Here is a 21,191-nt window from a genome sequence, read left to right as displayed (position 1 = left end):
CCGCCCCTTGTGGGTGACGCGGTCTCACGCCGTGCGGTACGTGTACCCCTGACTCCGGCCCGTAGGCTGGATGGGAACTGTCCTGACTTGCCCCGTGAGGTGTCACGTGTCCCCGCGCCGCAACCGCCCCCGAGGCGGCGAGAAGCCGACCGAGCAAGCCGCCGAGCCGGGCGACAGGTATGGCGGCTTCGGCCGGACCGAGTCCTGGCAGGGGGAGGAGTGGTCGGTCCGCCATGTCGCAGGGGCAAGTGCGGCGGGCAAGCGGTACCGCTGCCCCGGCTGCGACCAGGAGATCCCGTCCGGGGTGCCGCATGTGGTCGCCTGGCCGGGACACGGCGGCGGCGTCGAGGAGCGGCGGCACTGGCACAAGGCGTGCTGGAACGCGAAGGACCGCCGCACCACGCGGGTGCAGCGGTCCCGTAACGCGCCGAAGTACTGAAGCCCTTACGGCTCTTGCGCGTCCGTGCTCATGTGCCTGTGCTCATGTGTCCGTGGTCATTCGTGCGTGCTCATGTGTCGGTGCTCATGCGTTCGTGCGACTGCCCGCGTGCTCACACGTCGCGCGCGTTGAGTGCGGCGAAGGCGCCGGCCATCGCGGCTGCCGTCACGCCGAGCATGATCCACAGCGGGTCCCAGCCGGCCGGCCCGGAGTCGGTGACGGAGTTGTCGTAGAAGACGCCGAGCTGGTTGGGGATCGAGTACTCGAAGAGGGCCTGGCGCAGATCCGCCAGCGATTCCGAGAACATGAACATGGCCAGCACGAGCGGCAGCAGCACCACGCCGATCATGATGGTGATGGCGCCCGCCGAGTGGCGGATCAGCGTGCCGACGGCGAGCGAGAGCAGACCGAGGACCGCGACATAGAGGCCGACGCCGACCGTCGCGCGGAACCACTCCTTGCCGGTGGCGGAGCCCTGATCGATGATCGAGAGCTGCAGCGCGCCCACGAGCGCGGCGATCAGCGTGGTGATCGTGAAGACGAGCAGGAAGAAGACGATCGACTTGGCGATGAGCACCCGGATCCGGCTCGGGCAGGCCGTCAGCGTCGTCCTGATCATCCCCGTGCCGTACTCGGACGCGATCGTCAGCACGCCCAGCGTGATCACGCAGATGATGCCGAGCAGTACGCCGAAGAAGCCGAGGGAGAGGATCGGCTGACCCTCCAGATTGGTGTCCGACGAGGCGACGGCCACCGCGGAGAGGATGCCGATACCGACCATGAGCACGATCATGACGCCGAGCGTCCACATCGTGGAGCGTACGGAACGGATCTTGGTCCACTCCGAGGCGAGGGCGTCGCCGAGGTGCGCGCTGCGCACGGGGATCGGCGAGGAGTACGCGGCGCCGGGCGCGCCCTGCTGCTGGTAGGGGGTGGTCATCGGGCGTCCTCGGGCTTGGTCAGGTCGGCGGGGGCGGCGGCCGGGGGCATGGCGGGCGGAGCGGCGGGAGCGCCGTACGGACCGGCCGGAGCCGCCGGCGCGCCCGCGTACGGACCGGCCGGAGCTCCCGGAGAACCGGCGTACGGGTTCGGGCCCTGACCCGGCTGGGGCGGCGGCGGGGCGTACCAGCCCTGCTGCGGCACCTCGGGGATCTGCGGCTGCGGCGGGGCGTACCCCATCGGCGGCTGCTGCATCAGACCCGACTTCTGGTCGGCCGTCGAGCGGTAGTCCACGGCGCCCTGCGTCATCCGCATGTACGCCTCCTCCAGTGAGGCCTGGTGCGGCGAGAGCTCCCACAGCCGGACGTCCGCGGCATGTGCGAGATCGCTGATCTGCGGCAGCGGCAGCCCGGTGACGCGCAGCGCGCCGTCCGGCTCCGGCATGACCTGCCCACCGGCCTCGGTGAGCGCGGCGGACAGCTTCTCGCGCTGGTGCGGCTCGGTCCCCGGCGTACGTACCCGGGCGAAGTCCGCGGAGTTGTGCGAGATGAAGTCCTTGACGCTCATGTCCGAGAGCAGCTGGCCGCGCCCGATCACGATCAAGTGGTCGGCGGTGAGCGCCATTTCGCTCATCAGGTGCGAGGAGACGAAGACCGTACGGCCCTCGGCCGCCAGCCGCTTCATCAGATTGCGGACCCAGAGGATGCCCTCCGGGTCCAGGCCGTTGACCGGCTCGTCGAAGAGCAGCACCTGTGGGTCGCCGAGCAGCGCGGCCGCGATGCCGAGCCGCTGGCCCATGCCGAGCGAGAAGCCCTTGGAACGCTTCCTGGCGACCTCCTGGAGGCCGACGACGCCCAGCACCTCGTCGACCCGGCGGGCCGGGATGCCGGAGAGCTGCGCCAGCGAGAGCAGGTGATTGCGGGCGCTGCGGCCACCGTGCACGGCCTTGGCGTCGAGGAGGGCGCCGACCTGGCGGGGCGCGTTCGGCAGCTGCCGGAAGGGGCGGCCGCCGACCGTGACATGGCCCTCGGTCGGCTGGTCGAGCCCGAGGATCATGCGCATCGTCGTCGACTTGCCTGCGCCGTTGGGGCCGAGGAAGCCGGTGACGGCCCCGGGCCGCACCTGGAAGGAAAGGTTGTACACGGCCGTCTTCGCGCCGTAGCGCTTAGTCAGGCCGACTGCCTCGATCATGCTCCAGCCCCATCGACTGTTGGGTCGTCGGGGCCCACGCCATCCTGCCGTACGCCCCCGTAAGAGTTAGGAGGATATCCGGGCCTTGACGGTTCCGGCCAAGCCGTAACACTCCGGTCTCGGTGGGAGGGAGTCGTCGCCCGGCCATTGTCGGCCAGAAGCCGCCCCCCTGATCGCGATCAAGTGGTCGGCGGTGAGGGTCATTTCGCACATCAGACGCGAGAAGATGAACATCGTGCGTCCTTCTGATGCAAAGTCTTCACCGGAATGCGGATCCGGTGAATTCTCTCCGGTCCAGGCCATTGACCGGCTCGCCGAACATCAAGATCTCCCGCATCAAGATCTCCGGCATCAAGATCTCAGGATCGCCCAGCAACGCGGATGGGCCGCGTGCCCTTCGGCACCGGGCGCGCACCTTCTTCGTCGGGCGCGGACGCACGAATGCCCGGCGCCGCAAGGCGCCGGGCACTCTCAGACGTACCGCTCAGGAACTAGCGGGACTGCTGGGCCGGGACGCCGCGGGAGATCGGCTCGTCGTCGGCGGGGGTGCCGGCCGCGGCCACGGCCGCACCGGTCAGCGTGGCCAACATCTCGCGGACGTTGGTCAGCTGCGCGTTGATCGAGTCGCGGCGGTTGGTGAGCGCCGCCAGCTCGCGCTCCGATTCGCTGCGGATCCGGTCGGCCTTGGCGTTCGCGTCGGCCACGATGTCCTCGGCCTGGCGCTGTGCGGTCTCCACCGTCTGACGGGCCCGGCGCTCCGCGTCCGTACGCAGCTTCTCGGCCTCCAGGCGCAGCTGCTCGGCGCGGTGCTCGATCTCGGCCAGGCGCTTCTCGGCCTTCGCCTGACGCGAAGCCAGGTCGCGCTCGGACTGCTCGCGGCGCTTGGCGAGGTTCGTCTCGAAGTCCGCGGCGGCCTGGGCGGCCTTGGCGCGGGTCTCCTCGAAGAGCGCGTCCGCCTCCTCGCGCTTGGACTGCGCGTCCTTCTGCGCCTCGGAACGCAGCGTAGAGGCGTCGCCCTTCGCCTTCTCGACGATACGGACGCCCTCGTCCTCGGCCTTGGCCTTGCGCTCGGCGGCGAACGACTCGGCGTCGTTGCGCACCTGCTGGGCCGCGGACTCGGCGAGGTCACGGTGCTGCTCGGCCGCGCGACGGGCCTCCTCGCGCAGGTCCTTCGCCTCCTCCTCGGCGAGGCGGAGGATCTTCTCGACACGGGCACCGAGACCGGCGTACGACGGCTCCGCGTCGCTGACCTGGGCCTGGGCGTTCTGCGTCTCGAGGTGGAGCTCCTCGATGCGCTTTTCCAGAGAGGTGATTCGGGCCAGAGCACTGTCACGGTCGGCGACGAGCTTGGTAATGCGGTCGTCCACCTGACCGCGGTCGTAACCACGCCGCACGAGCTCGAAGCCGAATGGGGAGGAAGTGTCGCTCATGGGGTTCCTGTCGAATGAGACCGGTGAGGTGATAGGGGGAATCCTAGGGGTCGAAGCGGTGTGTCATCGAGCGGATGCCCGTTTGATCTGGAGAATGTCCAGCCTTTTGAGTGGCTAGGTGTCGGACGACTTGCCACTCGAACGTGTAACCCCGGCTGTCACACCCGCTTTCACACCGCCGCCCTCCTTGCTACCCCCCGACGGCGCTTCGAAAGATTCCAACGCTTCAAGAACGTCCTGGACACGGGAAATCTCCGCCTGAATGTCCTCGCGCCTGCGCACCAGCACGTCGAGCTCGCGCTTGCCCTCGTCGACCATGCGGTCCGCCTCGGCCTGGGCATCCGTCCGGATCCGCTCGGCCTCGCGGATCAGCTCGGCCTTCTTCTGTCCGGCCTCCTTGAGCAGCCCCTCCGCCTTCTTGACCGCGGCGATACGGACCTTGCTCGCCTCCGAATTGGCATCGGAGACCAGCTCCTTGGCCTTCGCCTCGGCCTCGGCCTGCTGCTCGGTTGCGGCCTTCACCAGCTGGTCGACGCGCTCGCCGGCCGTCTTCATCTGCTCGGCGGTCTCCCGGCGGGCCCGCTCGTGCAGCTCCTCGATCTCGGCCTCGACGCGGGCGCGCCGCTCCTCGCCCCGCTCCCTGATGGCGGTGGCGTCCCGGCGCGCTCCGACCAGCAGCTCGTCCGCGTCCGTGCGGGCCTTCTCCACCAGGGAGTTGCCCTCGACGGTCGCGTCGGCGACCAGCCGCTCGGCCTCCGTGCGGGCCGCGCCGACCATCGTGTCCGCCTGTTGTTCGGCCTCGGTGGCAGCGCGCAGCGCCTCTTCCTGGGCCTTGTTGACGAGCTGGTCGGCCTGTTCGGCGGCGTCCGCGCGGCGCTTGGCCGCGGCCTCGCGCGCCTCGTCGACCGTACGCTCCGCCTCCTGCCGGGCCTGAGCACGCGTCCGCTCGGCCGCGGCCTCGACGTCCGCCTTGATCTTCTGCGCCTCGGACTTGATGCGCTCGGCCGCCTGCTGGGCCGAGCCGACCGTTTCGGCGGCCTCGGCGCGCAGCCGCTCCGCCTCGCCGGACGCCTCGGAGATCAGCTGGTCGGCCTGGGTGGCCGCGTCGCTGCGGCGCTTGTCGGCGGCCTGGCGGGCCTCGTCGAGGATCTGCTCGCCCTCGGCCCGGATGCCGGCGTGCAGCCGCTCGGCCTCGGCCTCGGCGTCCGCCTTGACCTGCTCGGCCTCCGCCCGCAGCCGTGCCGCGGCCGCCTCGGCGCCGGCCAGTGCCTCCGCTGCGTCGGTGCGCAGCCGCTCGCTCTCGCTCGACGCCTCGCCGATGAGCAGGTCGACCTGGGCCGCGGCGTCCGAGCGGATGCGGTTGGCGTCCTCGCGGGCCTCGGCGCGGCTGCGCGAGGCGTCCTGCTCGGCCGATGCCAGGGCGTCCGTCGCCTCCGTGCGCATGCGCTGGGCGTACTCGGCGGTGTCTGCGCGCAGCCGGTCCGACTCGGTGATGGCCTCGCCGACGGTCCGCTCGGCGAGCGCATTGGCCGCGTCCGTCTCCTCCTGGGCCCGTGCCCGCAGGCGGCTCGCGTCCTCGGCGGCCCGCTCCCGCTCGGCGTACGCATCGGCGCGGACCCGGTCCGCCTCCTCCTGCGCCTCGGTCCTGGTGCGGTCGGCCGCGTGCTCGGCGGCGGAGCGCAGTCCGGCGATCTCCTGCTCGGCCTGCTCGTGGAGGCCGTTGACGGAGTCCCGTACCTGCTGGGCGGTCTGTTCCGCGGCGGAGACCATCTCGGTGGCCCGGCGGTCGGCCTCCTCGACGAGGCGCTGCGCCTCGGCCTGGGCCTCCTCGACCCGCTTGCGGGCGGAGGCGAGCAGCTCCTCGCTCTGCTCGCGGGCGAGCTCGCGCTCCTGATTCGCTTCCGTGCGCGCGGAGTCGAGGGTCTCCTCGGCCTCCCGGCGGCGGCGGTTCGCCTCCTCCTGGGCGGCGGCAAGCGCCTCGGCGGCCTCGACGCCGATCCGGTCGGCGGCGGCCGCGGCCTCCGCGCGCAGCCGGTCGGCGCTCTCCTGCGCCTCGGTCTTGAGCCGCTCGGCCTCGTTGGCGGCGTCGCTGCGCAGCCGTACCGCGACGTTCTCCGCCTCGGCCCGGGCACTGGACGCGTCGGCCGCGGCCTCCGTGCGCAGCCGCTCGGCCTCCTGCTCGGCCTGCGCCTGGAGCGTACGGATCCGCTCGGCCGCCTCCGTACGCAGCCGCTCGGTCTCCTCGGCCGCCTCGCGGCGCAGCCGCTCGGCCTCGCCCCGGGCGTCGGCCAGGTTCTGCTCGGCGGCGGCGAGCCGGGACTCGGCCTCGGTGTGCAGCCGCGTCAGCTCTTCGGCGGCCTCGGCCTGGCGGGCGGCGATGCTCCGCTCGGCCTCCTCGCGCAGTTGGGCAGCGGCCGCTTCGGCCACGGACCGTACGCCCTCGGCCTGCTCCTCGGCCTCGGTACGCAGCCGCTCGGCCTCGGCGCGGGTGCGCTCCAAGGTCTCCTCGGCCTGCTTGCGCAGGGTGGTGGCGCGCTCGATCGCTTCGGTACGGACCCGCTGGCTGTCGGTGGTCGCCGCCGAACGCATCTCGTCTGCGTCGGCCCGCGCCTTGGTCAGCAGCTCCTCGGCGGTGCTGGCCGCCTCCTCGATCTGCTGGACGGCCTTCCGGCGGGCCTCGCCGCGAATCCGCTCGCCCTCGGCGATCGCCTCGGCGCGCAGCTGCTCGGCCTCTCCGCGCAGCCTGCGCGCCTCCTCCTGCAGCTCGACGGTCTTGGCCCGGTACTCCTTGGTGTCGTCCTTGGCCGCGCCCTTGAGCTGATCGGCCTGCTCGGCGGCCTCGCCGCGCAGCCGGTCCGCCTCGGCCTCGGCCTCGCGGCGGATCCGCTCGGCCTCCTCGCCCGCCGCGCGCGTGGTGGCCTTCGCCTCCTCGGAGGCCTTGGTCAGGACCTCCTCGGCGGTACGGGCCGCCTTGGCGAGCTGGGCAGCCGAGTCCTCGGCCGCGACCGTCTTGGCGCTCTCCGCCGCGGCCGCGACCAGCTTCTCGGCCTCGGCCTTGGCGTCCGCGAGCGCCTGCTCGGCCTCGGCCTTGAGCGCCTCGGACTCCTTGGTGGCCTCGCCGACCAGCCGGGCGATCTCCGCCTTGGCGGTACGGGTGCGCTGCTCGTTGACCGACTCGGCGGACGCCAGCTGCTTGGCCGCCGACTCCTTGGCCTCGGTCAGCAGCTTCTCGGACTCCGCGCGGGCCTCGCGCAGCTTCTCCTCCGCCTCCGCGATCCGCTGCTCGGCGGCGCGGCTCAGTTCGGCGGCCTGCTGGCGGGCCTGGTCGGACTCGGCGGTGGTGGACGAGCGCAGCTGCTCGGCGTGGGAGGTGGCCTCGTGCGCCTGGTTGGAGGCGGCGTTCAGCAGCCGTTCGGCGTCCTTGCGGGCGCGCAGCAGGATCGACTCGGCCTCGGCGCGGGCGGACTCCGCCTCGGAGCCGAGCCGCTGACGTGCCTCCTCGGCGACCCGGGTGGCCTCGGCGCGGGCCGCGGCCAGCGACTGCTCGGACTCGGCGCGGGACTCGTCGAGGAGCCGGCGGGCCTGCGCCTCGGTGCGGGCGCGCAGCTGCTCGGCCCAGGCGACGTTCTCGTTGACGTGCGCCTCGACGGTCTGCCGGCGCTCGGCCAGCTCCTGGTCGAGGCGCTGGCGGCGCTGGTTCGCCTCGGAGTGCAGTTCGGCCTGGAGACGGGCCTGGTGCTCGGCGTGCTCCTGGAGGATGCGCTGGGTCTGGGCGCGGGCCTCACGCAGTTCCCGCTCGGCGTCGGAGCGCAGCTGGTCGGCCTGGATCTGGGCGTTACGCAGCAGCTGCTCGGCCTGGTAGCCGATGTCGGCGCTGTCGTAGGCAGGACGGGAGGCCAGACTGCGCCTCGCCTCATGGAGCTTGGCGCGCAACACCTCGACCTGGTAACCGAGGTCCTCGGCGTGCTGGACGGCCTTCTCCCGCTCGGTCTTCAGCCGGTCCATCTCGGCTTCGAACCGCGAGAGGTGGTCGTCGTCAGCTCGGTGGCTCTCCTGGCGTTCGTAGCCCCGCACTGCGCGGTCCCATCCGTCCCCTGGTCGCAACTGACTCCGTACGAGCACCGTTCGCCGGCGAACGGCCCCCCGGGGAATGGTGACAGATCAACGGAGGGAACGCGGCGCGGCCCCGACCCGGCCCCGGCCCGGAATCGCCCACTCTACCGGGCCGGGAATCCGGAGGTCAGTGGTCCGTTGCAGAGGTGACGAGTTCGGTGAGGACGCCGTGGCAGTCCTTGGGGTGGAGAAAAGTGATACGGGAGCCCATGGAGCCGATACGTGGCTGGTCGTAGAGGACTCGCACGCCCTTCTCGCGGATCGACTGTGCGTCACCGTCCACGTCGGCGGTGCCGAAGGCGATGTGGTGCACGCCCTCACCGTTCTTGGCCAGCCACTTTCCCACCGCGGAGTCCTCCCGGGTGGGTTCCAGGAGCTGGAGGTAGGAGGCGCCGCCGTCGGACGTCTCATTGATCTTGAGCATGGCTTCGCGTACGCCCTGCTCCTCGTTGATCTCGGTGTGGAACACCTCGAAGCCGTATGTGGCCCGGTAGAACTCGACAGTCTTGTCGAGGTCGAAACAGGCGATCCCGATGTGGTCGATTCGCGTCAGCATTCCCCCAGTGCAGCGCCCCGGACGGTGGTTACGCAACGTGCGCGCGATCACACTGGCTGCCCGGTGACCTGGGGCCGTACCGCTCAGTACATTGAGGTAAACCCTCGTTCACTCCTCAGCTCCGTGCTGGAAGGGGATCGTGCCTCATGTCAGGAACGACCGGTAACACCTCAGTGATCGTCGCGGGCGCCCGTACGCCCATGGGACGCCTGCTCGGCTCGCTCAAGTCCTTCTCCGGCGCCGATCTTGGCGGCTTCGCCATCAAGGCCGCGCTGGACCGGGCGGGCATCGGCGGCGATCAGGTGCAGTACGTGATCATGGGCCAGGTGTTGCAGGCCGGGGCAGGGCAGATCCCGGCACGCCAGGCCGCGGTCAAGGCGGGCATCCCGATGAGCGTGCCCGCGCTCACTGTCAACAAGGTCTGTCTCTCCGGGCTCGACGCCATCGCGCTGGCCGACCAGCTGATCCGCGCGGGTGAGTTCGACGTGGTCGTCGCCGGCGGTCAGGAGTCGATGACCAACGCGCCGCATCTGCTGCCGAAGTCGCGCGATGGCTTCAAGTACGGCGCTGTCGAGATGCTCGACGCCATGGCGTACGACGGTCTGACCGACTCCTTCGAGGGCGTCGCCATGGGCGAGTCGACGGAGAAGCACAACACCCGGCTCGGCATCGCGCGCGCCGCGCAGGACGAGATCGCGGCGCTCTCCCACCAGCGGGCCGCGGCCGCGCAGAAGAACGGCATCTTCGAGGCGGAGATCACGCCGGTCGAGATCCCGCAGCGCAAGGGCGAGCCGGTCGTCTTCGCCAAGGACGAGGGCATCCGCGCCGAGACCACGGTGGATTCGCTGGGCAAGCTGCGCCCCGCGTTCGCCAAGGACGGCACGATCACCGCCGGTACGTCCTCGCAGATCTCCGACGGCGCGGCGGCCGTCGTGGTGATGAGCAAGGCCAAGGCCGAGGAACTGGGCCTGGAGTGGATCGCGGAGATCGGCGCCCACGGGAACGTGGCCGGCCCCGACAACTCCCTCCAGTCGCAGCCGTCCAACGCCATCCGGCACGCGCTGGGCAAGGAGGGCATCGGCGTCGAGGACCTCGACCTCATCGAGATCAACGAGGCGTTCGCGGCGGTTGCCGTGCAGTCAATGAAGGATCTGGGGGTATCCCCGGAAAAGGTGAACGTCAACGGCGGCGCGATCGCACTCGGCCACCCCATCGGCATGTCCGGCGCGCGGGTGGTCCTCCACCTGGCGCTGGAGCTGAAGCGCCGGGGCGGCGGAGTGGGTGCGGCCGCGCTGTGCGGTGGCGGCGGCCAGGGTGACGCGCTGATCGTCCGCGTCCCGGGCAACGGCAAGTAAGTCCGGGGCAACGGCAAGTAAGGAGCGCTCGCATGGTGGACGTCCCCCAGCTGGTTGCCCAGGCGAGGGAGGGCCGGCCGCGGGCCGTGGCCCGGCTGATCTCACTCGTCGAGGGGGCGTCACCGCAGCTGCGCGAGGTGATGGCGGCGCTGGCTCCGCTGGCGGGAGGGGCGTACGTGGTGGGCCTGACGGGCTCGCCCGGCGTCGGTAAATCCACGTCCACCTCGGCGCTGGTGTCCGCGTACCGCAAGGCGGGCAAGCGGGTCGGCGTCCTGGCCGTCGACCCGTCCTCGCCCTTCTCGGGCGGGGCGCTGCTCGGCGACCGGGTCCGGATGTCGGATCACGCGTCCGACCCGGGCGTCTACATCCGCTCGATGGCCACGCGCGGGCACCTGGGCGGTCTCGCCTGGGCGGCTCCGCAGGCGATCCGGGTGCTGGACGCGGCGGGCTGCGACGTGATCCTCGTGGAGACGGTCGGCGTCGGGCAGTCGGAGGTCGAGATCGCCTCCCAGGCCGATACGTCGGTGGTCCTCCTCGCCCCCGGGATGGGCGACGGCATCCAGGCGGCGAAGGCGGGCATCCTCGAGATCGGCGATGTGTACGTCGTGAACAAGGCGGACCGGGACGGGGCTGATGCGACGGCCCGCGAGCTGAACCACATGCTGGGCCTGGGCGAGGCACGAGGCCCCGGGGACTGGCGTCCGCCGATCGTGAAGACGGTGGCGGCGCGGGGCGAGGGCATCGACGAGGTCGTCGAGGCGCTCGAGAAGCACCGCGCGTGGATGGAGGAACACGGCGTACTGGCAGACCGCCGGGCCCGCCGCGCGGCGGGCGAGGTGGAGGCGATCGCGATGACGGCACTGCGGGAGCGGATCGGCGACCTGCACGGGGACCGCCGGCTGGGCACGCTGGCGGAGCGCATCGTGGCGGGGGAGCTGGACCCGTACGGGGCGGCGGACGAGCTGGTGGCGGGCCTGACGGAGGGCTGACGCGGGGGTCTTCTCTCTCCCCGCCCCGCCCCGCCCCTTCCCGAACCGGGGTCAGGCCCCCCGGGACGCGCGGTGCGCGGCGGCTTCGCGCCGCAGGGGAATGGGCTGTCTGAGGCCCGGGGCACGCCCCGGCGTCAACGGCCGTTGTTCCGCGGCCTGTTCGCGAAACGGGCCAAGCCCCCGCCCTTTGTGCGGGGCGGTTTCGCATCGCGTAGCCCGATACGCGGACAGGGCCCTGGGCTTCAACGGCCCCCCGCGGCCTCACGGGGAGGCCAGCCCCCGCGGCCTCACGCCGCGCATCGCCTCCCGGGTACGCCCAGCGCGATCCGCGCATCGCACCACCGCACCCTCCCAGCGCGGGCCCCGAACGCTACGGCTTGCCCCGGTGCCCCCGCAGGTGGTCCGCCACCGGTGACAGTGACTCCCGAAGGTCCGCCAGCGCCTCCGGCGTCAGCAGGTCGATGAAGTGCTTGCGTACGGACGCGACATGATGCGGCGCGACCTTCTGCATCGTCTCCATGCCCTGCTCGGTCAGGACCGCGTACAGCCCGCGACGGTCCGACTCGCAGTTCACTCTGCGGACAAGACCCGCGTTCTCCATCCGGGTGATCTGGTGGGAGAGGCGGCTCTTGGACTGCAGCGTCGCCGCGGCCAGGTCGCTCATCCGCATACGCCGGTCCGGCGACTCCGAGAGGTTGACCAGGATCTCGTAGTCGTTGTTGGTCAGGCCGAACGGCTGGAGGTCCTTCTCGAGCTGGTGCATCAGCAGCCTGCTGACGTCCAGGTGGGTGCGCCAGGCGCACTGCTCGTCATCGGTCAGCCAGCGGGTGGCCGTCTCGGTCTCCATATATGGATTCTACCTAAGAAGTTGAAAGACGGACGAAGTCGGGAAGTGTGACGCCAGGCACCCGGCGCACAAGGCGCACCGCGCGCAGAAGGGTGCAGACGTTCGACGTCACACTCCGCAGACTACCGCTCACAGGCCGAAGCGACGCTGGAGGTCCCCCAGCTGACCGGGAAGGCGAGGAGTGGACCCGTGTTGACCTGGGGCTCCGGCTCCGGCGTGGCCCCCGGGGACCCCCGCCTGCGCGGGCACCGCACCTGTCGCGGTCTCGGCCATCAGCGCCTCCGTCGACTGCAGCAGCACCGTTCCCGCGCCCACGAACTCGAACTGGTGCTCCTCGCCGGAGGCCCCGCCGATCCCTGTCATCGCCCGCAGACCGCCCATCACGCCCGTCATATAGCCGTGGTCGTAGTGGTGGCAGGGGGACGGACAGTCCGCCCACCCCACCAGCGCCTGTGGATCCACCCGGATCGGCGGCTCCATGAAGACCACCGGGCCATTGGACGCGGCCACGAACTTCCCCGTGCCGATCAGCGTCAGAAAGCCGGGCACGATCGACTGCTTCAGCGCCAGCGTCGGCTGGTACGCCAGCAGATTCCCCGACCGGATCGTCAGGTTCCCCTCGTCCAGGTCGTAGGAGTTCACATCGAAGGCCCGGTCGGCGAGCAGCATCTTGCCGCTGCCCTCCGCCACCACCCAGTCGCTCGCGTGCAGCGGCGAGTGGAAGGAGGTCCGCAGCAGCCGGTCCAGCCGGCCGTGGCCGATGCCGTTGAAGTCGATGCGCCCGTAGTAGGCGATCATCTTCCCCTTCTGCAGGAACCACTGACTGCCCTTGAGCTCCACGCAGAAGGTGTACGCGTTGACGTTGTCGTCGCTCGGCAGCGTCATCGGGTCGTACACAACGGGACCGGTCACAGCTTCTCCTCCGAGGCCTGTACGTACACCGCGCCGCTGCCGGTCAGCTCCAGCTGGAACGCCTCGCCCGAGCCGCGCCCCACCATGTCGCGCCAACCCAGCGCCGTGGAGAGCTTGTTGCGTACGTCGCCGTGGTGCGCGACATACGCCTGCGGGTCCACATGGACCGCCCGACCCGGCGTGATCGGCAGCTCGATCACCCCGCCGTGCGCCATGACCGCCACCGCGCCATGCCCTTTGAGGGTCGTCGTGAAGAGCCCCTGGCCGGTGACCTGGCCGCGCACCATGCCCATGACCCCGCCCTGCGAGCCCATGAACATCGTGCCCTGCTGCAGTGTCCCGTCGAAGGCGAGCAGCCGGTCCGCCTCGACGTACAGGGTGTCGCCGGTCAGCTGGATGACCTGGATGTGGTGCCCGCCGTGACCGAACATCACGGTGCCGCTGCCTTGGACCGTCATCAGTGGGGTCGCCTCGTTGGCCACCCGCCGGCCGATCATCGACATCAGGCCGCCCTGGCCGCCCTGGATGTTCGGCGTGAAGCTGACATCGCCGCGGTACGCGAGCATCGCGCCACGCTGGCTGAACATCTTCTGGCCGGGGACCACCGTCGCCTCGACCATCTTCGAGTTGATCTCACGGAACGGCATCAGACGTCGCCCCCGATGGTGTTCCGCTCGCTCGGCTGCACGTACACCAGGCCGTCGCCCTCGAAACGTATCTGGAAGGCCTCGCCGCCGCCTTCGCCCAGGAAGGTCCGGAAGGTCACTCCCGACTGGAAGTCCTGCCGCAGATTGCCCTGGTGCGCGATGTACGCACCGGGGTCGACGGAGAGCGGGTACTGCGGCGTGACGCGCAGCACCACCGCCGGGCCGTCCGACATGATCGCCGCCTGGCCGGTGCCCTCGACGGTCGTCGTGAACAGGCCGTTGCCCGTCGCCCCGCCGCGCAGCCCGGTGAAGGTCGTCCCGGTGCGCAGCCCGGCGTCGGTGGCGAGCAGATTGCTCGCCTCGACATAGAGCTTGTCGCCGTGCAGGTTCACCAGGTTGATCTCGGACGCGCGGTCGGCGAAGTAGCAGGTGCCCTGCCCCTTCACTTCCATCATCACCATCTGTTCGCCGGTGAGGCGGCGGGTGACCATCCCGCGGATGCCCTCACCGCCGCCGGACATCTTTTTGAACGCCATCTGGCCGTCGTAGGCGACCATCGAGCCGTTCTTCGCTTTGACGGCGTCGCCGGTCATGTCGACGGCGAGCACCTTGCTGCCTTGGAGTCGGAACGTTGCCACGGGGTGACGTTAACCGTCAGTGCGCGGCGCGAACAGATCCCCCGGGAGGATACGAACCCCGACTTGTCCCCGATGCTCCGTTTTCCGCCGGGACACCCCGGACCACGGCTCGGCCAGGACGGCTGCCACAATGGGTGGGCTCTTGTGAGCGCGTTCACAAGAGATCACTGCCGCCTCACCCACCGAAGGTGCCCCCGTGGACATCAAGACCGCCTCGTCCCTCCACCGCCTCCGCCTGGTCTCCGCGCCGGAGGCCGTCTCCTTCCTCCTGCTTCTCGTCTGCTCGGTGCTCAAGCGCACAACGGAGTTCAACGCGGTCCCGGTCATGGGCGCGGTCCACGGCGTGCTCTTCATCCTGTACGTGCTCTTCTGGCTGGACGCCTGGAACCGCACCAAGTGGGACAAGAAGACCGCGGCCCTCTACTTCGTTCTCTCCGTCCTCCCCTTCGGCGGCTTCGTCGCCGAGCGCAAGCTCAAGCGCGCCGCCGAGGACGAGGTCATCGCATCCCGCGCCCGCCGCGAAGGCAAGGTCAACGCATGATCGTCGCCTTCTCCGTCACTCCGCTCGGCGTAGGCGAGGATGTCGGCGAGTACGTGGCCGACGCCGTGCGCGTCGTCCGCGAGTCCGGTCTGCCCAACCGTACGGACGCGATGTTCACCTCGATCGAGGGTGACTGGGACGAGGTGATGGACGTGGTCAAACGCGCCGTCGCCGCGGTCGAGGCCCGTGCCCCGCGCGTCTCCGTCGTCCTCAAGGCCGACATCCGGCCGGGTGTCACCGACGGCCTCACCTCCAAGGTCGACACGGTGGAGCGCCACCTGTCCGCCTGAACCCCCTCGGGCAGTGCGTCAGGGCTGGTGGCCCGCCAGCGCGATGCCCAGGGGTGTGCGTTCGTACAGCACCTGGTGTCCGTAGCGGCGTGAGGTGAGCAGCCCCGCGTCGCGCAGCACCGACAGGTGCGCCGATACGGACGAGGGTGCGAGACCGAGGAGTTGCGCGAGCGCGGTCGTGCCGGCGGGCTCGTCGAGCGCGAGGAGCACGGCGGCGCGCCGGTCGCCGAGCAGGCGCGCCAGGGTCCCCGTGGCCTGGCCCGGCTGCTCGGTCCACAACGCGCCGATGCCGCGCGCCGGATAGACGACGGTCGGCTGCCAGGGCGGCTCGAACCCGGTCACGACGTCGGGCCAGCACAGGACGCTGGGCATCAGCATCAGGCCCTGGCCGTCGAGATCGCGTACGTGGTCGCTGGGCGTGGCGAGGGTGAGGGTGCCGTCGGCCCAGCGCAGCCGGGGGTCGATCCCGGCGAACAGTCCCTCCAGGCCGACCTGCGCCAACCGCCGCGTATGGAACGCCACATCGGCCTCGAGGAGCGCGCGCAGCCGCGGCCACTCCGGCTCGACGAGCGCGTGCCAGACCTGCGTCATGGCGCCGGCGAGCTCCTGGACGGCCAGCGCGGGATCCGCCAGGAGGGCGCGTCCTTGGGGGGTGTCGGCGGCGCCCGGGGTGCACGCCAGCGACCACTGCAGGCCCCGCCGTGCCTCCTCGGGATCCACGCTGCGTACGGCGGCGATCTCCTCCTCGAAGGAAGCGGCCGGCCCGATGGGCGGGGGCCCCAGGAAGTCCGGGGTGTGCCCGCGCTGCGGCATCAGCAGCCACAGCGCGCTGAGATCGAGCCCGGCGGCGGCCTGCCGGATGCGGCGCAGCCAGGGGAGGTGATAGCCGTGCCGCTCGGGGCGCTTGAGGGTGCGTACGGCTTCCTGGGTCTCCCAGAGGGGGGAGATGGCGAACCGGATGCGGAGGAGATCCGCTTCGCGGAAGTGCATGTGGGACGGCATGGTGTGGCTCGGCCTCCCCTGGAAGATTCGGCTGGAGCCGAAAGTCTAGGGGTGGGTGGGGTGGGTTGGGCAGGCTGCGGGCCATGCGAGAAGAGAACGTGGGGGCGTCCTCTGCGGGGGGCGAGCGCCCGGGCCCTGTTGGCGCGCCCGGTGCGGCGGCTGCGGCGTCGGGCGGGCCCGCCCACGGCCCAGGCTTCGCCGGGCGGAAGAGTCAGGCGTCCCGGCCTGGTGGGGCGGAGGCGTATGAGCCCGGTGCGCCGAGGGGCAAGGCGTGCGGGCCTGGCGGACCACAGGCGTCCGGCCCTGGTACGAAGGAGGCGTACGAGCCCGGTGGGACGGACACCGAGGCTCTCGGGGCCGCGTTCGGCCGGGGCGAGGCAGTGGCCCCTGATGAACCCGGCGGGTACCGCGGGGTTTTCCGGGTGCGCGAGTTCCGGGCCGTCTTCGTCGCCCATCTCATGTCGCTGCTCGGGGTCGTCGTCAGCGAGATCGCCCTCACCGTGCTCGTCTACCGGCTCACCGGGTCCCCCATGCTCAGCGCCCTCACCTTTGCGCTCGGGTTTCTGCCCTATCTGCTGGGCGGGACCCTGCTCGCCGGGGTCGCCGACAAGTACCCGGCGCGGCGCGTGCTCGTCGTGTGCGACCTGCTCTGTGCCGCCTGCGCCGCCGCAATGGTGCTGCCCGTCACCCCCGTCGCCGCCCTGCTCGCGCTGAGGTGTGTCATCGCCGCCATCTCACCCGTCTTCAACGGGACGCGCACCGCGACCCTCGCCGACATCCTGGGGAACGGGGATCGCTTCGTGCTCGGGCGGTCGCTGCTGCGGATCGTCTCGCAGAGCGCCGTGCTCACCGGATTCGGCCTGGGCGGACTGCTGCTCGCGGTCGTGTCGCCGCGGGGCGCGCTCGGCATCACCGCGTGCACCTTCGCCGGCTCCGCGCTGCTGCTCCGCTTCGGCACGAAGAGGCGCCCTGCGCGCGGCGGTGACAGCGGCGCCCTCCTGCGGTCCTCGCTCTCCGGCGCCCGGCAGGTCCTCGCCGACCGACGGCTGCGGGTGCTCATGCTGCTCTTCTGGGTGCCGCCCATGTTCAGCGTCGCGCCCGAGGCCCTCGCCGCCCCCTACGCCGACGTCATCGGCATCGGTCCCGCCGGCCTCGGACTCCTCATGTGCGCGCTGCCCGTCGGCACCATCGCGGGTGAGCTGTACGCCGGATCCGCCCTGGGTCCCGCCACCCGCTCCCGTATCGTCCTGCCGCTGGCCGCCGTCACCCTGCTCCCGCTCACCGTCTACGCCGCGACCCCCGGCCTCGGCTGGGCCCTGGTCGCGCTCACGCTCAGCGGCGCCGGATCCGCCTACACCCTCGGTCTCGACCGTTGGCTCATCGAGGAGATTCCCGGGGAACTGCGCGGCCGGGCCATGACCCTGCTCACCGCCGGGCTGATGACGATCCAGGGCGTCGGCATGGCGCTGGCCGGGCTGGCAGCCGAGTTCTTCCCGGTGAGCACGGTCGTCGCGGCCGCCGGAGCCCTCGGCACCCTCAGCTGCCTGCTGCTGGTCGCCGAGGCCCGAAAGACCGAAGAGCGAGACGGGGCTGACCGCAATATGACCAGTGGGTAGGGTCGGTGCCGTGCCGAAGCCGCTCAGCCTCCCCTTCGATCCCATCGCCCGCGCCGACGAGCTCTGGCAGCGGCGATGGGGCCCCGTGCCCTCCATGGCCGCGATCACGTCGATCATGCGCGCACAGCAAATCCTGCTCGCCGAGGTCGACGCCTGCGTCAAGCCGTACGGCCTCACCTTCGCGCGGTACGAGGCACTCGTGCTGCTCACCTTCTCCAAGGCCGGTGAGCTGCCGATGTCCAAGATCGGCGAGCGGCTGATGGTCCACCCCACCTCGGTGACCAACACCGTGGACCGCCTGGTCAGGTCGGGTCTGGTGGACAAGCGGCCCAACCCCAACGACGGCCGCGGCACCCTTGCCTCCATCACCGACAAGGGCCGCGAGGTCGTCGAGGCGGCAACCCGCGACCTCATGGAGATGGACTTCGGGCTCGGCGCGTACGACGCGGAGGAGTGCGCCGAGATCTTCGCGATGCTGCGCCCGCTGCGGATCTCCGCCAACGACTTCGACGAGAAGTAGACGAGAAGCAGGCGGAAAGCACGCGCAAAGCAGGCGAGAGGCGGGCGAGAGGCAGGCCACACGCCCCGGGCGAAGATCGGCCCTTGCGTCCCGTTACGCTCGATCCCATGAAGTCGAATGTGCTGTCCCGTTACCGGGTGATGGCGTACGTCACCGCCGTCTGGCTGCTGGTCTTCACCGCGGCGATCATCCTGAAGCGCGGGTTCGAGATCGGCGACACCCTGCTGATCTCGCAGATCCACGGCGTGCTGTTCATCATCTACGTGATCTTCGCCTTCGATCTCGGCTCCAAGGCGAAGTGGCCGCTCGGCAAGCTGCTCTGGGTGCTGGCCGCCGGCTGCATCCCGGTGGCCTCTTTCTTCGTCGAGCCGCGGGTCACCCGCGAGGTCCGTCCGCTGATCACGGACGCCCCCGCGACCGCGGAAGCGTAAAACCCGGACCGGCGCGCGCAAGGCTCGCGCCGGTCAGCCATCGACATTTACTAGGACGTCCTAGTAAATTCGTAGGCATGGACGCTGACGCCATCGAGGAAGGCCGCCGACGCTGGCAGGCCCGTTACGACAAGGCCCGCAAGCGGGACGCGGACTTCACCACGCTCTCCGGGGACCCGGTGGAGCCGGTCTACGGGCCCCGGCCCGGAGACACCTACGAGGGCTTCGAGCGGATCGGCTGGCCGGGGGAGTACCCCTTCACCCGTGGCCTGCACCCGACCGGCTACCGCGGCCGCACGTGGACCATCCGCCAGTTCGCCGGCTTCGGCAACGCCGAGCAGACCAACGAGCGGTACAAGATGATCCTCGCGGCGGGCGGCGGTGGTCTGAGCGTCGCCTTCGACATGCCGACCCTGATGGGCCGCGACTCCGACGACCCGCGCTCGCTCGGCGAGGTCGGTCACTGCGGTGTGGCCATCGACTCCGCCGCGGACATGGAGGTCCTGTTCAAGGACATCCCGCTCGGCGATGTCACGACCTCGATGACGATCAGCGGGCCCGCCGTGCCCGTCTTCTGCATGTATCTCGTCGCCGCCGAGCGGCAGGGCATCGACCCAGCCGTACTCAACGGCACGCTGCAGACGGACATCTTCAAGGAGTACATCGCGCAGAAGGAGTGGCTCTTCCAGCCCGAGCCGCATCTGCGTCTGATCGGCGACCTGATGGAGCACTGCGCGCAGGGCATCCCCGCGTACAAGCCGCTGTCGGTCTCCGGGTACCACATCCGCGAGGCGGGCGCGACGGCCGCGCAGGAGCTCGCGTACACGCTCGCCGACGGCTTCGGCTATGTCGAGCTGGGCCTGAGCCGCGGCCTGGACGTGGACACCTTCGCGCCCGGCCTGTCCTTCTTCTTCGACGCGCACCTCGACTTCTTCGAGGAGATCGCCAAGTTCCGCGCGGCACGCCGGATCTGGGCGCGCTGGATGAAGGAGGTGTACGGCGCGAAGACCGACAAGGCGCAGTGGCTGCGCTTCCACACCCAGACCGCAGGCGTCTCGCTCACCGCGCAGCAGCCGTACAACAACGTCGTACGCACCGCGGTGGAGGCGCTCTCCGCGGTGCTCGGCGGCACCAACTCCCTGCACACCAACGCCCTGGACGAGACCCTCGCCCTCCCCAGCGAGCAGGCCGCGGAGATCGCCCTGCGCACCCAGCAGGTGCTGATGGAGGAGACCGGCGTCGCCAACGTCGCCGACCCGCTGGGCGGTTCGTGGTACGTCGAGCAGCTCACCGACCGCATCGAGGCCGACGCAGAGAAGATCTTCGACCAGATCAAGGAGCGCGGTCGCCGGGCGCATCCGGACGGTCAGCACCCGATCGGCCCGATCACCTCCGGCATCCTGCGCGGCATCGAGGACGGCTGGTTCACCGGCGAGATCGCCGAGTCGGCCTTCCGCTACCAGCAGTCCGTGGAGAAGGGCGACAAGCGGGTCGTCGGTGTCAATGTCCACCACGGGTCGGTCACCGGCGATCTGGAGATCCTGCGGGTCAGTCACGAGGTGGAGTGGGAGCAGGTCCGGGAGCTCGGCGAGCGCAAGGGCAAGCGGGACGACGCACGCGTGCGGTCCTCGCTGGACGCGATGCTGGCCGCGGCGCGGGACGGCTCGAACATGATCGAGCCGATGCTGGAGGCGGTGCGGGCCGAGGCCACGCTGGGCGAGATCTGCGACGCGCTCCGGGACGAGTGGGGCACGTACACCGAGCCGCCCGGCTTCTGACGGACTGTCCGGCCGGCGGGGCGCGCGATGCGCCCCGCCGTCCGTGTGACAGTGCGAGCCGAGCGTTGCGCCCGGACGGGTCCGCGGTGGCGTCCCGCCGCTGTGGGCGACGCCGCGTCGGCCGTACGTGGCGAGGCCCGCCCGGCAGCAGGTCGGCCCCGTGGCCCTGTCCGCCCGGTGTGCGGTGGGCGCCCCCACCCCCTCGGGCGTCAGTTCTCCAGTGAGGCAAGCCCCGACACCAGCAGCGTCGTAAAGCTGCGCGCCCACTCCTCGTCCACCGGCTCCGCGCTGACCAGCGCCCGGTGCACCACCGCTCCCGCGATCACATCGAAGATCAGATCCGCATTGCGCGCCGCCGCGTCCGCGTCCTCCTCGTACGGAAGCTCGCCGCGGGCCTGCGCGCGGGCGCGGCCCTCCAGTACCAGCCGCTTCTGGCGGTCCACGATCGTCGAGCGGATACGGCCGCGCAGCGCGTCGTCCCGCGTCGACTCCGCGACCACCGCCATCAGTGCCGTCTTGGCCTCGGGCCGGGCGAGCAGTGCCGCGAACTGCAGTACCACCCCTTCCACATCGGCCATCAGGCTTCCGAGGTCGGGGAGTTCGAGCTCGTCGAAGAGAACGGCGACGGCGTCGACGACGAGCTCGTTCTTGTTCGCCCAGCGCCGGTAGAGGGTCGTCTTGGCGACTCCCGCGCGGGTGGCCACGTCCCCCATCGTCAGCTTCGACCAGCCCAGTTCCACGAGCGCCGCGCGCGTCGCCTCCAGGATCGCGGTGTCGGCCTCGATGCTGCGAGGACGTCCCGTACGACCCGTACGCAGGGATTTGGGGCGGGTGTGGCTGCACATGCGGCCGACCATACCGGCCGGTAGGCGAATCGCTGTGAGCCAGTTCACCGGAGGAATCTCACACGCGTGCGGCCTCGTACAGTTACGCTACGACCTGTAGCGAAAAGCTGGG

General features: G+C 70.9%; 20 protein-coding genes. 9 read left to right on the top strand and 11 right to left on the bottom strand.

The features are described 5' to 3' along the window. Window positions 1–106: 106 nt before the first annotated feature. Entirely contained in the window at window positions 107–439 is a 333-nt protein-coding gene (locus tag OG729_RS12400) for an ATP/GTP-binding protein (RefSeq protein ID WP_360872161.1), read from the top strand. A 112-nt stretch (window positions 440–551) separates the two neighbouring features. Here the strand turns inward: OG729_RS12400 and OG729_RS12395 are convergent, their stop codons facing one another. The 5 genes from OG729_RS12395 to mce form a co-directional block, all read right to left on the bottom strand. After that, a complete protein-coding gene (locus OG729_RS12395; RefSeq protein ID WP_360872158.1) occupies window positions 552–1,379 on the bottom strand; it encodes an ABC transporter permease subunit in 828 nt (275 codons plus the stop codon). Then, on the bottom strand, window positions 1,376–2,569 hold the full coding sequence (locus OG729_RS12390) for an ABC transporter ATP-binding protein (protein WP_405806013.1): 1,194 nt from the start codon (window positions 2,567–2,569) through the stop codon (window positions 1,376–1,378). The genes OG729_RS12395 and OG729_RS12390 overlap by 4 nt, the downstream gene beginning before the upstream one ends. Window positions 2,570–3,060: 491 nt before the next feature. Then, window positions 3,061–3,999, bottom strand: coding sequence for a cellulose-binding protein (locus tag OG729_RS12385; RefSeq protein WP_360872153.1), 939 nt, complete (start codon window positions 3,997–3,999; stop codon window positions 3,061–3,063). Window positions 4,000–4,113: 114 nt separating this feature from the next. Beyond that, window positions 4,114–8,073: a polarized growth protein Scy gene (gene scy / locus OG729_RS12380; protein WP_405806011.1), complete on the bottom strand. Its 3,960-nt coding sequence runs from the start codon at window positions 8,071–8,073 to the stop codon at window positions 4,114–4,116. A 166-nt stretch (window positions 8,074–8,239) separates the two neighbouring features. Further along, window positions 8,240–8,668, bottom strand: coding sequence for a methylmalonyl-CoA epimerase (gene mce / locus OG729_RS12375; protein WP_360872148.1), 429 nt, complete (start codon window positions 8,666–8,668; stop codon window positions 8,240–8,242). Between the two features lie 146 nt (window positions 8,669–8,814). Between mce and OG729_RS12370 the strand changes: the two genes are divergently transcribed. Next, window positions 8,815–10,023 (top strand): acetyl-CoA C-acetyltransferase, encoded by a 1,209-nt coding sequence (locus OG729_RS12370; protein WP_405806009.1) that lies wholly within the window; start codon window positions 8,815–8,817, stop codon window positions 10,021–10,023. A gap of 32 nt (window positions 10,024–10,055) precedes the next feature. After that, window positions 10,056–11,012, top strand: coding sequence for a methylmalonyl Co-A mutase-associated GTPase MeaB (gene meaB, locus OG729_RS12365; protein WP_405806007.1), 957 nt, complete (start codon window positions 10,056–10,058; stop codon window positions 11,010–11,012). Window positions 11,013–11,382: 370 nt separating this feature from the next. On the opposite strand, the gene OG729_RS12360 is transcribed toward meaB, so the two are convergent. The 4 genes from OG729_RS12360 to OG729_RS12345 form a co-directional block, all read right to left on the bottom strand. Beyond that, complete coding sequence (locus tag OG729_RS12360; protein WP_405806005.1) at window positions 11,383–11,859, bottom strand: MarR family winged helix-turn-helix transcriptional regulator; 477 nt, start codon at window positions 11,857–11,859, stop codon at window positions 11,383–11,385. Window positions 11,860–11,988: 129 nt separating this feature from the next. Continuing rightward, the gene (locus tag OG729_RS12355; protein WP_360872136.1) at window positions 11,989–12,771 is read right to left on the bottom strand and encodes an AIM24 family protein; all 783 of its coding nucleotides are present in this window, start codon (window positions 12,769–12,771) and stop codon (window positions 11,989–11,991) included. Continuing rightward, window positions 12,768–13,418 (bottom strand): AIM24 family protein, encoded by a 651-nt coding sequence (locus tag OG729_RS12350; protein ID WP_405806003.1) that lies wholly within the window; start codon window positions 13,416–13,418, stop codon window positions 12,768–12,770. Before OG729_RS12350 ends, OG729_RS12355 begins: the two co-directional genes overlap by 4 nt. Beyond that, window positions 13,418–14,056: an AIM24 family protein gene (locus OG729_RS12345; protein ID WP_360872131.1), complete on the bottom strand. Its 639-nt coding sequence runs from the start codon at window positions 14,054–14,056 to the stop codon at window positions 13,418–13,420. The genes OG729_RS12350 and OG729_RS12345 overlap by 1 nt, the downstream gene beginning before the upstream one ends. A 196-nt stretch (window positions 14,057–14,252) precedes the next feature. On the opposite strand from OG729_RS12345, the gene OG729_RS12340 reads away from it, so the two are divergent. Both OG729_RS12340 and OG729_RS12335 read left to right on the top strand, forming a co-directional pair. Further along, a complete protein-coding gene (locus OG729_RS12340; protein ID WP_360872128.1) occupies window positions 14,253–14,597 on the top strand; it encodes a DUF3817 domain-containing protein in 345 nt (114 codons plus the stop codon). After that, a complete protein-coding gene (locus OG729_RS12335; RefSeq protein WP_360872124.1) occupies window positions 14,594–14,887 on the top strand; it encodes an MTH1187 family thiamine-binding protein in 294 nt (97 codons plus the stop codon). The genes OG729_RS12340 and OG729_RS12335 overlap by 4 nt, the downstream gene beginning before the upstream one ends. 18 nt (window positions 14,888–14,905) lie before the next feature. Here OG729_RS12335 and OG729_RS12330 read toward each other — a convergent pair whose 3' ends face one another. Continuing rightward, window positions 14,906–15,889: a DUF5937 family protein gene (locus OG729_RS12330; RefSeq protein WP_405806001.1), complete on the bottom strand. Its 984-nt coding sequence runs from the start codon at window positions 15,887–15,889 to the stop codon at window positions 14,906–14,908. 83 nt (window positions 15,890–15,972) lie between these two features. On the opposite strand from OG729_RS12330, the gene OG729_RS12325 reads away from it, so the two are divergent. The 4 genes from OG729_RS12325 (at window position 15,973) to OG729_RS12310 (ending at window position 20,234) form a co-directional block, all read left to right on the top strand. Then, window positions 15,973–17,505, top strand: a complete 1,533-nt coding sequence (locus OG729_RS12325; RefSeq protein ID WP_405806000.1) for an MFS transporter — start codon at window positions 15,973–15,975, stop codon at window positions 17,503–17,505. 10 nt (window positions 17,506–17,515) lie between these two features. Continuing rightward, on the top strand, window positions 17,516–18,025 hold the full coding sequence (locus tag OG729_RS12320) for a MarR family transcriptional regulator (protein ID WP_360872117.1): 510 nt from the start codon (window positions 17,516–17,518) through the stop codon (window positions 18,023–18,025). Window positions 18,026–18,132: 107 nt separating this feature from the next. After that, window positions 18,133–18,456 carry a DUF3817 domain-containing protein gene (locus tag OG729_RS12315; RefSeq protein ID WP_360872114.1) on the top strand — a complete coding sequence of 108 codons (324 nt, stop codon included), beginning with the start codon at window positions 18,133–18,135 and terminating at the stop codon, window positions 18,454–18,456. Between the two features lie 77 nt (window positions 18,457–18,533). After that, on the top strand, window positions 18,534–20,234 hold the full coding sequence (locus OG729_RS12310; RefSeq protein ID WP_360872112.1) for a methylmalonyl-CoA mutase family protein: 1,701 nt from the start codon (window positions 18,534–18,536) through the stop codon (window positions 20,232–20,234). A gap of 209 nt (window positions 20,235–20,443) precedes the next feature. On the opposite strand, the gene OG729_RS12305 is transcribed toward OG729_RS12310, so the two are convergent. Further along, on the bottom strand, window positions 20,444–21,079 hold the full coding sequence (locus OG729_RS12305; RefSeq protein ID WP_405805997.1) for a TetR/AcrR family transcriptional regulator: 636 nt from the start codon (window positions 21,077–21,079) through the stop codon (window positions 20,444–20,446). Window positions 21,080–21,191: the final 112 nt, after the last annotated feature.

It is taken from the genome of Streptomyces sp. NBC_00210, from assembly GCF_045160975.1.
GTDB lineage: Bacteria > Actinomycetota > Actinomycetes > Streptomycetales > Streptomycetaceae > Streptomyces.
The sequence above is the reverse complement of the archived record's forward strand: the minus strand, read 5'-3'. Positions and strand labels throughout refer to the sequence as shown.

Coding starts and splice junctions, on each gene's coding strand:
- OG729_RS12335 (WP_360872124.1), top strand. CDS start 14,594: ATGATCGTCGCCTTCTCCGTCACTCCGCTCGGCGTAGGCGAGGATGTC.
- OG729_RS12350 (WP_405806003.1), bottom strand. CDS start 13,418: ATGCCGTTCCGTGAGATCAACTCGAAGATGGTCGAGGCGACGGTGGTC.
- meaB (WP_405806007.1), top strand. CDS start 10,056: ATGGTGGACGTCCCCCAGCTGGTTGCCCAGGCGAGGGAGGGCCGGCCG.
- OG729_RS12330 (WP_405806001.1), bottom strand. CDS start 15,889: ATGCCGTCCCACATGCACTTCCGCGAAGCGGATCTCCTCCGCATCCGG.
- OG729_RS12370 (WP_405806009.1), top strand. CDS start 8,815: ATGTCAGGAACGACCGGTAACACCTCAGTGATCGTCGCGGGCGCCCGT.
- OG729_RS12325 (WP_405806000.1), top strand. CDS start 15,973: ATGCGAGAAGAGAACGTGGGGGCGTCCTCTGCGGGGGGCGAGCGCCCG.
- OG729_RS12305 (WP_405805997.1), bottom strand. CDS start 21,079: ATGTGCAGCCACACCCGCCCCAAATCCCTGCGTACGGGTCGTACGGGA.
- mce (WP_360872148.1), bottom strand. CDS start 8,668: ATGCTGACGCGAATCGACCACATCGGGATCGCCTGTTTCGACCTCGAC.
- OG729_RS12360 (WP_405806005.1), bottom strand. CDS start 11,859: ATGGAGACCGAGACGGCCACCCGCTGGCTGACCGATGACGAGCAGTGC.
- OG729_RS12385 (WP_360872153.1), bottom strand. CDS start 3,999: ATGAGCGACACTTCCTCCCCATTCGGCTTCGAGCTCGTGCGGCGTGGT.
- OG729_RS12315 (WP_360872114.1), top strand. CDS start 18,133: ATGAAGTCGAATGTGCTGTCCCGTTACCGGGTGATGGCGTACGTCACC.
- OG729_RS12395 (WP_360872158.1), bottom strand. CDS start 1,379: ATGACCACCCCCTACCAGCAGCAGGGCGCGCCCGGCGCCGCGTACTCC.
- OG729_RS12310 (WP_360872112.1), top strand. CDS start 18,534: ATGGACGCTGACGCCATCGAGGAAGGCCGCCGACGCTGGCAGGCCCGT.
- OG729_RS12390 (WP_405806013.1), bottom strand. CDS start 2,569: ATGATCGAGGCAGTCGGCCTGACTAAGCGCTACGGCGCGAAGACGGCC.